The sequence below is a fragment of the Streptococcus sp. LPB0220 genome (genome assembly GCF_008727815.1).
Taxonomy (GTDB): Bacteria; Bacillota; Bacilli; order Lactobacillales; family Streptococcaceae; genus Streptococcus.
On the sequence record NZ_CP044230.1, the window covers coordinates 97,309 to 110,811 of the forward strand.

General features: G+C 37.1%; 13 protein-coding genes. All 13 read right to left on the reverse strand.

What is annotated here, in order from left to right:
* Positions 1 to 189: 189 nt before the first annotated feature.
* Positions 190 to 1,674: an RNA-binding domain-containing protein gene (locus LPB220_RS00560; protein ID WP_150905032.1), complete on the reverse strand. Its 1,485-nt coding sequence runs from the start codon at positions 1,672 to 1,674 to the stop codon at positions 190 to 192.
* A gap of 613 nt (positions 1,675 to 2,287) precedes the next feature.
* The gene (locus LPB220_RS00565) at positions 2,288 to 3,553 is read right to left on the reverse strand and encodes a tyrosine-type recombinase/integrase (RefSeq protein WP_150905035.1); all 1,266 of its coding nucleotides are present in this window, start codon (positions 3,551 to 3,553) and stop codon (positions 2,288 to 2,290) included.
* A gap of 108 nt (positions 3,554 to 3,661) precedes the next feature.
* Positions 3,662 to 3,919, reverse strand: a complete 258-nt coding sequence (locus tag LPB220_RS00570) for a MerR family transcriptional regulator (protein ID WP_006149329.1) — start codon at positions 3,917 to 3,919, stop codon at positions 3,662 to 3,664.
* A gap of 13 nt (positions 3,920 to 3,932) precedes the next feature.
* Entirely contained in the window at positions 3,933 to 5,045 is a 1,113-nt protein-coding gene (locus LPB220_RS00575; protein ID WP_150905037.1) for a CHAP domain-containing protein, read from the reverse strand.
* A gap of 16 nt (positions 5,046 to 5,061) precedes the next feature.
* The gene (locus LPB220_RS00580) at positions 5,062 to 5,286 is read right to left on the reverse strand and encodes a hypothetical protein (protein ID WP_006152844.1); all 225 of its coding nucleotides are present in this window, start codon (positions 5,284 to 5,286) and stop codon (positions 5,062 to 5,064) included.
* Position 5,287: 1 nt separating this feature from the next.
* Positions 5,288 to 7,174 (reverse strand): multidrug effflux MFS transporter, encoded by a 1,887-nt coding sequence (locus LPB220_RS00585; RefSeq protein WP_150905039.1) that lies wholly within the window; start codon positions 7,172 to 7,174, stop codon positions 5,288 to 5,290.
* Between the two features lie 11 nt (positions 7,175 to 7,185).
* Positions 7,186 to 9,690 (reverse strand): ATP-binding protein, encoded by a 2,505-nt coding sequence (locus LPB220_RS00590; protein ID WP_150905041.1) that lies wholly within the window; start codon positions 9,688 to 9,690, stop codon positions 7,186 to 7,188.
* 13 nt (positions 9,691 to 9,703) lie between these two features.
* Positions 9,704 to 10,114 carry a conjugal transfer protein gene (locus tag LPB220_RS00595; RefSeq protein ID WP_150905043.1) on the reverse strand — a complete coding sequence of 137 codons (411 nt, stop codon included), beginning with the start codon at positions 10,112 to 10,114 and terminating at the stop codon, positions 9,704 to 9,706.
* 2 nt (positions 10,115 to 10,116) lie between these two features.
* A complete protein-coding gene (locus LPB220_RS00600; RefSeq protein ID WP_001095596.1) occupies positions 10,117 to 10,341 on the reverse strand; it encodes a TcpD family membrane protein in 225 nt (74 codons plus the stop codon).
* 9 nt (positions 10,342 to 10,350) lie between these two features.
* Positions 10,351 to 11,346 carry a conjugal transfer protein gene (locus LPB220_RS00605; RefSeq protein ID WP_150905045.1) on the reverse strand — a complete coding sequence of 332 codons (996 nt, stop codon included), beginning with the start codon at positions 11,344 to 11,346 and terminating at the stop codon, positions 10,351 to 10,353.
* Between the two features lie 11 nt (positions 11,347 to 11,357).
* Complete coding sequence (locus LPB220_RS00610) at positions 11,358 to 11,915, reverse strand: conjugal transfer protein (protein ID WP_150905046.1); 558 nt, start codon at positions 11,913 to 11,915, stop codon at positions 11,358 to 11,360.
* A gap of 1 nt (position 11,916) precedes the next feature.
* A complete protein-coding gene (locus LPB220_RS00615) occupies positions 11,917 to 12,150 on the reverse strand; it encodes a hypothetical protein (RefSeq protein WP_049488277.1) in 234 nt (77 codons plus the stop codon).
* A 14-nt stretch (positions 12,151 to 12,164) separates the two neighbouring features.
* On the reverse strand, positions 12,165 to 13,397 hold the full coding sequence (locus LPB220_RS00620; RefSeq protein ID WP_150905048.1) for a replication initiation factor domain-containing protein: 1,233 nt from the start codon (positions 13,395 to 13,397) through the stop codon (positions 12,165 to 12,167).
* Positions 13,398 to 13,503 lie beyond the last annotated feature (106 nt).

Sequence of the window (13,503 nt, forward strand, 5' to 3'; positions counted from 1 at the left end):
GACATGGTAAATACCCAAAATCTATTTAAGAGGTCTTATTATGGATTCCATAATTCCTATGGTAGTTTTACTCACTACAGAAATTATAGAGCCCAAAAATGCAGGCTTGTTAAGTCTGCATTTTAGATTCTGAAAATTTTGGAAAAGTAAGATAAAGGATAAACATTAGTTTTTGAACAGGTTTAATGTTTAATACATAGTCATGAAATCTCCAAGATTTTTGATTTGTTGTTTAATAATATGGTATTGTTCGGTTGAACTTTTGGGGAGAACATATCTTGTAGAGCGTCCCTTACCTTCTATCTCAATATACTTTTTATTTTGTAGAGATTTCAGGTTTTCTCTAAATTTATATTCGGTCATTAAAGAATTTTCGAGGACATCATTTTTAGTAATGCTACCATTTTTTATGATATATTCAAGTATTATCTTTTCATTATCTGATATGTCTGAATAAGAAGATAATAAATCTACTTTCCAGATTGTAACAACAGTACTATCAAAGGTAGTGCTTACTTCAGGAATTTTTAGTTTATATTTTTCGGAAATATCAAAAATTTTCGGTCCGCCTGACCCAGCTTTTTCTGACATCCCAATTCTACGGAATAATGAAGAGATTGTACTGTTTCGCGTTTTGGAAGTTCCGCCATGTATAAATTCAGGAATAGAAATTTTCATCTTACCTGGATTTTTAAATTCATAGAAGTCTTGATAAGCCGTAATAACTATAGGAGAATCAAAATCATAGTAAGCATGCATTAAGCAATTTACTAAAGCTTCACGTATAGATTCAGATAGGTCTTTCTTGAATGGTAAACGATGAGCAGATTCGTTATTAAACTCAAATCTATCATTTGTTGTAGTAGTTAATTTCTTATATGCTAAATTGAAAAAGTCGAACATGTTTAAATCAGGGTACATCATATCACCTGTTGAAATTCTATCGTTCCACCTAGTTGAAAGAGAGGTATCTTTTTCAAAATAGTCTAGTTGAAATTTTGGATAACGAGAAATGATAGAGTTATACTTTCCAAAGAATATCAGTCCTCCTGCGGTTAATTTATATGTATTATTTGTTCTATCTTTTTTAAATACACCAATTTCGATTAGAAAATCTCTCAAAGAAATGCTATTATATTTTGTGTTTCCAGTAAGTTCAATTAATAACTTTTTGTAATGTTCTATTGTATCTAAATTTAGGTCGTTTTCATCAAAATTATTAAGTAACTCACTATCAATATCATCATGAGAACTCGTCATCAGATACTTGAGCTCTTCTTTGTCAAGTCGAACATCACCTTCACCTAATCTTTTATATGATTCACGATAATCATTTTTTAGATGAACAGGTTTTTGGTCAGGGTTGGCTTCTCTTACAGTGACTACTATGAGTTGTTTATCTTTGTTTGGAATGTCAATGTATTCAATGTCATTATCAGTAAGTAGATTACAACTAACTTTTTGTTTGTTTGCAACCAAAGCAAATAAATTGTTTCGTATTTTTTGAGGATTATTGACTCCTTGGTAGGGGTCGATATTTTTTTCATCTATTCCGAGAATTATTTTTCCGCCATTGGTATTTGCAAATGCTGAGTAGGTTTCCCAGAAAGATTTTGGTAGACTATTTTCAGCTTTTTTGTATTCTAAATCAACCCCTTCAAAAATTAAGTTCATTTTTTCCCTTTCCTAAAATACAATATTTCTTAAAGTTTTTTACGATTATCACGCGAAAAAATAAATTTGATAGATAACTACTAATCCTTGATTTCATAGTCTTTCTAAGATGTCATCTTAAACCGTCGTGCGAAAATCACGCGAAAATCACGCGAATATTTTCCATCAAAATTCGATTTAAAAGCTTGTAGGACTTTTAATTGTGAAAGATAAAACAGGCAGATTTAATTGGAACTTTTTGATGGAATTTTTAAAGCACTATTGCGTGAATATATAATTCACTCTATTATAACACAATGATAAGAATAAATAGATGTCGGAGTATACATAGGAAAAAGAGAAACCTTATCGTGAAGTTTCTCTTGCTTTTAATTGTCCGAATCTTTATTTTTATTTCAAAAAAAGTAGTGAAAAAGGTAGTGATTCGGTTGGTTTTTAGTGCAATAGTTCGCATTTGGCAAAAAGAAAAAAGTCGTTGAAATTGATTTTCAACGACTTTTTAAACTCAATTATTTAACTTCTGTAAGGGTTAAATAATCAATCTGTAATCCTTGTCAAATCAAGGAGTACAGGCTTTTGAAGTAAAAAGGTAGTGATAAAGGTAGTGATTGTATTAATCCGTGAGTTCTTGTAATTTATCCAGAAAAATATCAACTGCTTCGAATTTTTTCTTTGGTGCTAGTTCAGCATATGTATCCATAGTTGTGGTAATAGACTTATGTCCCATCCTATGTTGTAGCTCTTTCCAGTTAGTTCCGGCATTGAGCATCATAGAGGCATGTGTATGTCGGAATAGGTGAAACCCATAATTTGGTAGTCCTAATTCGATCAGTCGTTTTTTTAGAGTTGCACGCTCATTTCTATCACACATATAATTTCCATAAATCGTTGGAAATATCAATTTGGATCTTGGTAAATGATGTTCTTCAAAGTAGAGACTCATTTCTTGATGAAATTCTCTTAGTCCTTCTAAAGTTGATATTGGAACAGCAACTCTACGATTACCGGCATCAGTTTTAGGAGAATTCTTACAAATGATCCCTCCTTTTTGGTTCAATTTTTTATTAGCACTTTTCCACATTAAAGTTTTATTGACAATGATTTCATTAGTTTCAAAATCAAGATCAGTAATTTCTAAAGCTAATAGTTCATTGATTCGTAGTGCTGAAGCCAGTAATGTATTACAAATGATTTTAAACCGCCGATTTGCTCTCGTGTTTGGTAGTGTGTCAAGGTAAGTTAACCAAAGTTTTAAATCCTCATCATGAAGGACCATGATACGTTCTTTAATAGCTTTGGGTTTTGGTGGTATCTTGATTGTCTTTGCAGGATTGTTTTTTAAACCGCAATTTGTTATTCCAAAATCAAAAATATCACTCATTTTATGTGCCATTGCACCAAAATCTTTTGCACTGCCTTTCGGGGCACGTTTTTTCCCAGATTCAATTGCTTGTTTGGCTTTTTTGGCTAATTGATTTAGCCATAATTGGATATCTGATGCTTCGATCTGCTCTGGTCTATAATCGCCAAATTGTGGAATGATGTAAGTATCTAAGTACCCTCGAACGCGATTTATTGTATTTTGCGAAGATACCCAAGTTTTAAAATGGCTGAACCAAATTTCAGCTAAACTTTCAAAATTACCGATTTGGATAGTTTCTTTAGTAGTTGACCCAGATTTTTCAAATTGAATTTTGGATTCAATAATTTTTCTATCTAGAGCTTTTAATGTTTTAGCAGTGATTGTTCTTGTAATTCGCTTACCAGTCTTAATGTCTGTTCCGATATAAACACCTTTGATTGAATAGCTTATTTCACCGTTCTGCTTGGTAATTTTTATAACTTTTTTATTGTTGTATTGAATGGTTTCTTTATTCATATCGCCTCTTGATTCGGATATTTAAAAGGCTAAAATAATATCACCTTCTTTTAAGATGATATTATTTTAGCATATTCATGAGTTGTTTGTTGCAGTTCTGCTTTACTATTAAGTTGATAGAAATTTAATGATGTCATGCCGTTTATAGTAGACTGTTCTCGTTCCTTCAATAGGTGGCTCCAGACGAGCTAGTCCTTTTCTTTCCCAACTTTTCAGTGTGTTAGGTGATATATTCAATTCTTTTAGAACTTCTTTTTGAGTTATAATTTCCAAGTGATTGGAGTTGCTTTTTTTGTCAAGAAGGTTCACCAATACTTGAAGAAGATTTTCAATTTTATCTAGTTTTACTTGTTGTAGTGTATCCATATAATTATCCTTTCTAATGTCCTATTACATAGGTAAATTGTTTGGCAGTTTCCGCATCAAATGTCCGGTAACTAATGATCCCCAATCCTTTAACATTACACTCTGAGACGAGAATTGAACCATCTGATTTGACCTGTTCCACAAATGAAACATGTCCGTATATTGGATCAGCTCCAGCTTGGCCAGGGCTAAATGATAGTGCAGAGTGTTCTGTTGGTGTATGGGTTGTTGTGAATCCTGGCTTATTCATCCATTGTCCGCCATTTCCCATAAATGGATCAAAGTTGACTCCGACTTGTTTTCCACGGTTGAAGACATACCAGGTACATTGTCCCCAAGGATATGTACTAGTGATATATCCTGTGGTATCAATAGCTGTTGTCAGACTGTAGCCAACAGGGATATCTTTTGAAGTTACCCCTCCACCATCTCTAGTTTTTCCTGTAGTTTGTTCAGGAGCTTTTGGAGTTCCTCCATGTTCATCAATGAAGGCATCCAGTTTTTGCATGGTTTCTGCACGTCTTTTTCCTGATCCTGTGGTATCTGTGAAATAGACTCCACCATCAGTTGCTGGATTGAGTGTTCCATTCGCAAACTTTTTAGCCTTGTCATCTTGAATTTTGAAGGTTTGGTTTTTATTTCCAATGATGGTTTGTTGGGTTAGTCCGACAACCGCAACCTCGTCATTAAAGTTATTGGCATATTCTGGATTGGAGTCATAGGCCCCAAAACCAAACATATTGGCACCAGGATTAGTGGCTACTCCAGCAGTTCCAAGAGAACTTTCATTCAGTGCGATCGCAACGATTCCACGAACATCAAGATTAGATTTAGCTTCCCATTCGAGGAGCTTTTTTCCATTAATTCGGTTCTTATCATAGGAGATTCCTAACGTATCTAAAAAGCCGTCTAATTGCTCTGCTGTAATACCGAAGCGATGAACCAGTAGGTTGTGAGTATAGGGATCTCCATCTGACCAGTGATCCGCATAAGTCACTCCATTTTGGGATTGGGGTGAGCCATTCGTTCCACCACCTCCGACAGCCCCCATAAGGATAATGATAATGAGGACCGGTAGAAAGAGAGGAATGAGACCGGCTAATAGAAACCATTTTAGTTTTTTCATCGAATCTCCTTTCTAGTTAATGTCTTATATAAGCAGTGAACAGAACAGTCCCAAAACGCCATTTTGCATCTAAGACGACTGAATAGGACTTAGTCTGTAGGATGATTTGGTCTCTTTCTTGTTCTGAGACTGGAAACAAAAGAAGGAAATCGATTGAGCGTTTTCCTTCTTGGTAGGCTTGATAAAGAGTTTCTTCAAGAACTCTTGGAAAAGCAGTTCTTGAGCGTATCTTGGTATTCATATCATTCTCCTCTAAGTTGTTTTAAGCGTTCTGTTAATCGGTCTCTTCGTTCAATATTGGCTCTCAATTTATCATCTCGTGTCATAGTCTTTCTATAAGCACGAGTGAAAGCATTCGATCCTTTAGCTTTGTACATGGCTTGAGGATCTTTATATTCCTCTAATTTGTGCTCAATACTATTAATGCGGAGCTGTTTAAATGGAGAAATCCACTCTTCTTTAAGAGTTTGAAATTCCTCGTTTGAACTTGGTGTTGGCTCTACTGTGATTGGGGATTCCATTGAAGGAGTTGGTGGTGTTTTTTCTTCAACTGGTTTAACCCCTTCTAGCGTTGCCTTTGTTTTTGGAATGCTTGGTTCTGGAGCATCTGGACTTATTGAAGTCTCAAGTGTTTCTGATGGGAGCACTTCATCAGGTTGGTGCTCTGATTCCTTATTGGTAAAGAAAGAACCAACATTTTGGAAATGACTCTTGGCATTCATCATCATCCCAGCTCCGAAACCAGCACCTGCTAAGGCAAAGTTCCCAAGATGTTGAGCAGATGAAAGACTTCTCGATGGTACTTGTGAAGCCACCTCTCTGGTCTTTGTGACCCCTTTTTCAACTTTATTTCCAATATCATTCGCAACCATTCGTGCTTTAGATCCTAGAATGAATTGGATCAACTCAGCTTTGTATTTCCATAGAAGGAAGTATACAAGTCCTTTTGAGACAACTGAAATGAGTAGTTTAAAGACAAGGCCAAAAATGATTAAGGATGGGAGTGTTTTAAGAATGCCATCAAAACCTGTAATAACAATGTTTTCTATCATTTTTTCAATGTAGAAGACTAAAAGAGTTAATAGACTCGTGATAGCTGGAAAAAGCAGACCACCAAACATGACTTTCAGAACTCCAAAAATCAAATCTTGCATTCTTGGTACGAAGGACATCAATAGCACAATTGGAAAGAGCAGGATCATCATCAGGACGAGTGTCTGAGCAATGACGTTTAACATCTGAATCAAGATAACGGGTATCGCTAATACAAAGGCTTCACAGATTTTAAAGATCACATAAAACATACGAGTAAAGATGAAATCTGGCATAGCTGAAACCCAACGGTTCTTTTCACCATCATCATTAGCTCCATTTCCTAGTTCATCTAGATATTTATTGCGATCTTTAGACTTAACCGCTTTAAAGTTTCCATTCTTATCGCCTGTTCCTAGTACCTTACTATCGTCAAAAGTTTCTTGTTTCCCATCTTGGCTATTCTTATATTTTCCATTTTCTTGACCTGTATTGACAAAAACGTAAGCTTTATAAGATGTTTCTGCAATATAGCTATCTGCCATGGAATCACCAATTTTAATGGATTTATTATTGCCATATTCTACCTTGATATTCGTGATGTTTTTAGTGACATCTTTAGAGATATTATTGATAGTATCAAGTAGATACAGACCACCTGATGTTCCAGCGATTGTTCCAAAGTAACCAAATCCAAGGATGAGAACTAGAAAGACATGAAGGAGAGTTCTTGAAAAAGCTCCTTTCGAAAAGAAAAACTGATAAAAGAGATAGAAAGCTAGTATTAGAAGCAACATCGAAACGAGTGATTGTTTTGCGACTCCACCAGAATTTGAACCGATAAATCCTTTCCAGATATTCATTGCTCCATTAAAGACATAGTTTTTATAGCTAGAGTAGAGATCAATTTTTTCAAGAATTCGAATCAGCAAAGAAAAGAAGCCTACCACTGCATTTAGAATGAAAAAGAAGAAGTTGACGAAAAGCTCATTAATCAGAACCCAAGCCCCGTTAAAGGAAGCGAACCCAGTAGGCTCCATATAGGACTTGAGAGAGAAGATATCGACTCCTCTTAGTTTGTCAAAAGCTTCTTGCATGGATTCACCTCCTAACTAGCGTATTTATTTTCAAGGCTTGATGATACCGTAGCTTTCATTGGTTTTAGAAGCATATCAATATCTTCAAAGATGTTATGTACGGAAATCATATTGAGATTGCCATACACGTCATAGTACAGGCATTGGCCAGAGATCATATTATCAATCCATTCGAGATTGCTTTCAGTGACTTCTAGATTGACGTGTTTTAGGATATCTTCACGTTCAGATTTTTCATAAAAAGCAAAGATAGTCCCAAACCCCGTTGTATCATCGTCATTTTCTGCATCATGTACAGATTGAGTAATCAGTGCCAAGGTATTGTTTTTGGAGCGTCCAATCCGACGCATATTTTTGATAACGGCTTTTCCTTCTGCGGACTTCATAAGAATCCATGCTTCATCAAAGAACTCAATGGTATCTTCATTTTCATTTCGTTCTCCAAAGTGGGTACAGAAGGCACCAAGCGCAAACATGAGGGCAATAGAGTTGCGTTCATGATCTGAAATTTTTGTGGAATCATCCTTTGGGAGCTTGAGGTTGTTGACCTCAAGGATGGTCACCCGTGATTCATAGTTAAGTCCTTGAGTGGTTCCATCTGAAAAGGCTAGTTCCAAGATAGAGTTTGTGACAATTGAAGTCAGATAACGACCAACCGAAGCAATTTCAGAGGAAGTGGATTCTCTAAGTACTTTTAGGACGTGTTTAAAGCCAACTTTCTCACCAGCGACTCGTTTTTCTACAATTGCATTAATAGCTTCTGTGATAGCTGTTTTCTGGTCCATTGTGACATCATCTACAGCTTGTAGTAGAAACTCAAGCATGTTTTTTGCGACCTCTACAGCCTGTTCTTTATCTAGAACGACAATAGGATCTAAGACACCGTGGTTTGATGGAAGCGAGCTATCCAGTGTCACAAAGTTAAAGTTCTCAATCTGTCTCTTTCGTTCAGGATAGAGACGTGCAAATTCAGGTGAGTTAATCACTTCTTGGTAGTGATTTCTAAGTTCACGTTTAGGGTCAATATAAAGGGTTTTAACATTTTGTAAAGCCACACTTAAAAAGATGATCTGAGCAAGGAAAGATTTTCCTTGACCTGTTGCACCCGTGATGATGATATGCGGGTTCTTGGTAATCTTTCCAGCGATATCTTCCTTATTTCCTACTGTCGCATTGTATAGGACAATGTTCTTTGAAGAATCAATAGCTTTCTCAATATTGTCCCAACGGCCTGTCCAGTTATCTACTCGGCCAATATACCAACCGATACGGTTTCCAGAAGAGGTATTGGTGAAGGGCATAAGTTCTGAAAATCCACGAGCTGTGACCATATGTGTCCAGGTGCGAGTTTTCTTTTGGAGGTTTTCCCCATAGAGCAGGGCTTGAAAGAGATAAGGTCCGTCTTGAGAGGCCTCACTGATTTCAACGCCCATATCATCAAAATAGTTCAAAACCACTTGCCGTCTTTGTCGTAGTTGGTTCACACTAGAAGCAGAAACAATCAGATAGGCTCCGTATTCGATGATATCTTCCTTGTTTCCGACTTTCTTCATTAAGTCCTTTAGGGAGATAGAACCCATGATGATCTCGTCTTGTTGGACAGTATCGGTATTTTCTGCCTCTTCCATGATGTTTCTGTAACGTGTATTCGAGCGTCCCATTCGACCCTTGATTTTACCAGTATCAATGAATTCTGCCTTGATTCGTAGCTCAACGGGAAAGTTTAAGCGTTGGATAAATTCGCCCAGGTGAAAACCATTGAATTGAACAGGAAATTTACCTACAGGAAGAATAGTTACAAAGGAAGATCCATAAGGGCTTTCTAGCTTGAGAAAGCCACCTTTTAGGACTTTGATCAAGGTATCTGTGATATTGAATTGAGCACGATTGGCCAGGACCTCCTTCTTGTAGTGAGGGATATAGCGAAGGTACTGCATCCGCTGGTAATAAAAGAGTTCTTCATTAGATAACCGTTTTGCCCGAAGGACAGAGAAGGCTTGGAAAATGGTGAATTCATCACTTTTATAGTCTTCATACCAAGTGGGACTTAATTCATATTCATAGCCAAGACCCTTTGCGATCTTTTCAGTGAACTCATTAAAGCTCTCATAGGCCAAGTCTTTGACTGTAGCTCCATGATTTTGTTTGCGTAAAGTCACTCCTACGACCCAGTCAAACTGATAAGGGATTTCCATTTCATCTGTTAGGCGATCCACTGTGTATAGAAGAAGTTCTTCTCCTAGTTCACGACTGTCATCTGCTAGAGCATCTGAAAAGTCTCGCATTTTCTCTTCTAAGAGATAGTCTTTAGGGATCAGAGATATTTCAAAGAACTTGTTTTTCTGGAGCTTCTTCATCATTTGAGCAACCGTAATTTTATGTTTGCCCTTTTTTTCATCATCTGTAATGGTGATGGGAGTGTTAGGAATACGATAATAAGCAACGACTGTTTGATCTTTTTTGAGAGCTAGATTTTCATGTGTTTCCCTTATAGGATAAGTTAAAGTAATACTCATAGGTCCTCCTTTTCTATAGATTTGTTTTTTCAAAGACAATTTCTTCTATAGGTTCTATTCGATCTTCATGGTAGATAGCTTTTTTGTTTAGCTTAAAGTCCCAGAAGTAAATCAGGTAATCTCCCATAAAGACGTGCATCTTTTTACCGTGAGGCTCGTATTCAGTATAGAATTTAGCCAATTTGTAAGGGAGATACCAATAGAGCAAGAGAGAAATTGAGTGAGTAATTTTTGCGAGTGGCACAAAGATAAAACCTCCAAAGAGTAACATGGCCACAAAGACGATGATAAAAACAATGAAAAAGGACAACTGCATAGGTGTCGCAAAGTACCATAGTCGAGTGCCCTTTTTTGTCTTGATTTCTTGGATCCAATAAGGAGCATTTAGGCCCTTACTGTAATCATAAAGTCTTTCTTCATTCATACTTAAAGTCCTGATTCAATACCGAAGAGTCGTAGGAACCAGCCGACTGCTTTTAGGATATCTTGTCCTTTCGCAATTGAAACAATAACGGCATAGAAACCAACGACAGAGAAGAGTTGAAGCCAAGAGCTGTTCCGCCAAGCCTTGATCGCTAAGAGCACGGCAATGGCTGTCAGGATCCAAATTCCATCACCCTGAAGGAAGGTTCGTAGATTGTTTGTATTCATAGAGTTCTCCTATTCTTTATCATTTGCGTAATTCAGTGGAATGGTGTGTTCTAGTTTTGAGACATAGTAGGTCTTTTCTTTTTCTGAGAGAGTAAAGGTGAAGTTTTCCGAGTGAGTGGTACCTCCAACTTCAAAGGTAGCTTGGACATAAGCGATTAAATCATCACCGTCCTGTTTGAGATAAGTGTAGTCGATCGTTTTGAAAGTGCTATTTGCGATGATATCCACATCCTTAGCAATCAGATTAAGGTTATCTTGGTTAGTAGTATAGTTGGTAAAGAAGACCTTGAGGAATTTTTCTACCTTCTTTCGCTCACTGTCTGAAAAATGATCATTGGCAGTTAATTGGAGCTTATCATCTTCGCTAAAGTGTCCAGCTTGTGAGGATTCAATGGCAGAAAACCAAGGAAGGCCAGAAACGTAATATTTTCCATCTTTTTCATCAAATGGAATATTGAAACCTGTCACAATTTCTTTTTCTTCTGTGTTGTTATCCCGATGGATACTTTCCTTGTATTTAATCTTATAGGTCGCAACCTTCCCTTCTACAGTCACTAACTGAGAATAGAGAAGTTCACTAGGATTTCGAACTTGACCTTGGGCTTTCACATCAGGAATGAAGTTGTAAAAGCTGTTTAAGTATTCCACTTGAGCTTGTTGTTTGTCTCCTTCTTGTGGAAGGGTGAAATAAGCGTAGACATAGTCGTTCAAGTAGTACTGGAGTTTGTAGTCGTATTTTCTACTAGACTCCACTGGTTGTGCCTTTTGTTTTTTAGTAGCCTCCACTTGAGCTTGTAGTGTACCTACCTTATTTGAAAGTGTGATAGCACGGATAGATCCCAAGAAGCCAACAAATAGGAGGAAAGCAATTCCTCCTATGACTGCAATATTGACGGTCTTTTTATTGGTGACTTTTAGTTTTGGTGGACCTCCTTTTTTGTCTATCTTCTTAAAATGTGATAGATATTCTTTTGCTTGAAGCAAGTAGCGTTTAGCTTTATCCATAGATCCTCCTTTTAGAGAGTAGCGAGTTCAATGAGCTTTGAGCCCTTTGCATAGAGGCGCTTATTGGCTTTTTCGATCTCGCCATTAATGTAATAGTAGCCTCGTAGCTCAGTTTGGAGTTGTTCGATCAGGTCAGGTTTTAGGTCTTTGGCTTCTTCTTTTTTAAGGAGACTATTTAATTCTCCAGCCTTGGTCCAAGCCTCTCTGTGATCTTTCTTTTTAAGTAATTCTCCCAGTTCATTCGTGACTTGAGAGACTTTCTTTTCAAAAATAGTTTTAGTAGCCATTTCAATTTCCTTTCTAAATTTTTCTTGATTGTCTTTGATGGTCTTTTGGATATAAGTAATGAGTGAGGGGCGCATTTTTTTATTCACGCTCAACACTTGACCATCTAGCGTGAAACAGGCATGTTCATAGTCATAGAAACCTTTCGCATCTGGTGCTTTTTCGGTAGATCTTCCAGCGCATTCATAGTAGAAGTCCTTTCCTTTTCGTAAGAGAACATACATATGCCAGAATTCTTGTTCTGGAAGAAGCAGAAAGTCTGCTTGATAAATCTTCTTCAGCATCTCAAGAAGCCTCAAGCAGATCATCGTAGCCTAGAGCTTGGTAGATAAAATCTGAATCAAACCAGAGCCAGTCATTGATTTGTACTTCTGTTGGTGTATTCCCAGAGAAGATATCTTCACAAATGACGGTTAGAGTATCTACTCCACCACGTTCACGGACAGTGTTCAAGGTGGTTAGTCCACCAGACCAGGCTTTAAAGTTATCTAGTGAATTAATTTGAACTTTGTATTCCATATCGTTTTTCCTTTCTAGTGTTCATATTGTTTATTAGCTTTGAGAAGTCGTAACATGGCTTTTCCTCGATCAGTGATCTCCCCACTATTTTGAATCATCTTCATGTATTCTGTTTGCAGGATTTTATCTGCTTCAGTGACTAGTGCAAGGGAGTTAGCAACTTGATAGGTCAGCCAGCGAATGGTTCGCTCAATACTGTATGGTTGTGGGTTGGTTGAGAGTTTTAAGGGTTCGACACCCCCAAAGAGCCGTTGCCATTTTTCGTCGGGTTTATAGGCTCCAAAACGAGTAACTCCATCATAGACTTGGATTTCTTTATTGACGATGCCTCTAGCGATTTCTCCGAGATCTACACCGTTGATATATTCCTCCACAATGCCCTGAGCTTTCTGATCTGAAAAACGGAGTTCATAGCGATTCCAGATACCAAAAATCTCCAAGGATTCGTCCAAGGAGATGTTTTCCATTCTAGCAATTTCATAGCGCTTTTCATAAAAGTTGAAGTAGAGTTGACTTTGACGGCTCCCAAAGTAAATGGACAAGCCGTGATTCGCTTCCATGTCTTCATTATCTGTGAAAGATCCACCACCTGTGATATTCCATTTCTTGATCGTATCTAGAACAATCTCTTTGGAATAGAGTTTATCAATCAATTTAGGGATTTGAATTTGTTCGTCCTCGTGACCGTAACCCTTATAGAGTTCATCTAGAGCAATATCGAGTCGCTTCACCCGAACATCTTCATAGGAATAAAGAATGTTTTGAAGAAAGATCTGCCAAGTGATTCCCTTGTCTTCTAGAAGCAATTCCAACTCACGGCATCCTTGCCCGGATAGTTGAAGACAAGTTTGGTAGTCATTGGTCACAGACTTATCAAAGAAATCAAAAATCCAGATGTTTCCTCGTTGCCACAAGTGGGTATAGTTCATAAGACGGGTTTCTTGGTCTGTAAATTCACTTAGGTGGCAGTGAAGAAAGTTTTCACAGAAAGCATCTAAATCTTTTAATCGAGGAAAGGTCAATCGTAGATAGTCGATTTGAGCCCGAAGACTGTTTTTATCGCAATCTTGATAGTAACCAAGTCTTTCTTTTAGTTCTCTAAACTTATCAATTGTCAGTCCTCTTTCGCCTGTTTCATAAGAGCGATAGGTTCTTGTAGGTAGATCAACAGCTTGTGCAAATGCTTTTTGACTAAGTCCTGTTTGTTTTCTGAAATTCTTAATATGAAAAGGACTAATCTTGTCCATTCATCGCAACACCTCTTTCTAACAAAGTGACACACTTTTTTGACGAAAGTGACACACTTCATAAAAATTGAAAACTCAACTCCCATAAGGAATGAGGAGGGGTGGA

Bases quoted from the DNA above. Each gene is read 5' to 3' on its own strand.
- LPB220_RS00590 (WP_150905041.1), bottom strand. From the start codon at position 9,690: ATGAGTATTACTTTAACTTATCCTATAAGGGAAACACATGAAAATCTA.
- LPB220_RS00570 (WP_006149329.1), bottom strand. From the start codon at position 3,919: ATGGATACACTACAACAAGTAAAACTAGATAAAATTGAAAATCTTCTT.
- LPB220_RS00565 (WP_150905035.1), bottom strand. From the start codon at position 3,553: ATGAATAAAGAAACCATTCAATACAACAATAAAAAAGTTATAAAAATT.
- LPB220_RS00615 (WP_049488277.1), bottom strand. From the start codon at position 12,150: ATGGAATACAAAGTTCAAATTAATTCACTAGATAACTTTAAAGCCTGG.
- LPB220_RS00595 (WP_150905043.1), bottom strand. From the start codon at position 10,114: ATGAATGAAGAAAGACTTTATGATTACAGTAAGGGCCTAAATGCTCCT.
- LPB220_RS00605 (WP_150905045.1), bottom strand. From the start codon at position 11,346: ATGGATAAAGCTAAACGCTACTTGCTTCAAGCAAAAGAATATCTATCA.
- LPB220_RS00585 (WP_150905039.1), bottom strand. From the start codon at position 7,174: ATGCAAGAAGCTTTTGACAAACTAAGAGGAGTCGATATCTTCTCTCTC.
- LPB220_RS00580 (WP_006152844.1), bottom strand. From the start codon at position 5,286: ATGAATACCAAGATACGCTCAAGAACTGCTTTTCCAAGAGTTCTTGAA.
- LPB220_RS00610 (WP_150905046.1), bottom strand. From the start codon at position 11,915: ATGCTGAAGAAGATTTATCAAGCAGACTTTCTGCTTCTTCCAGAACAA.
- LPB220_RS00600 (WP_001095596.1), bottom strand. From the start codon at position 10,341: ATGAATACAAACAATCTACGAACCTTCCTTCAGGGTGATGGAATTTGG.
- LPB220_RS00620 (WP_150905048.1), bottom strand. From the start codon at position 13,397: ATGGACAAGATTAGTCCTTTTCATATTAAGAATTTCAGAAAACAAACA.
- LPB220_RS00575 (WP_150905037.1), bottom strand. From the start codon at position 5,045: ATGAAAAAACTAAAATGGTTTCTATTAGCCGGTCTCATTCCTCTCTTT.
- LPB220_RS00560 (WP_150905032.1), bottom strand. From the start codon at position 1,674: ATGAACTTAATTTTTGAAGGGGTTGATTTAGAATACAAAAAAGCTGAA.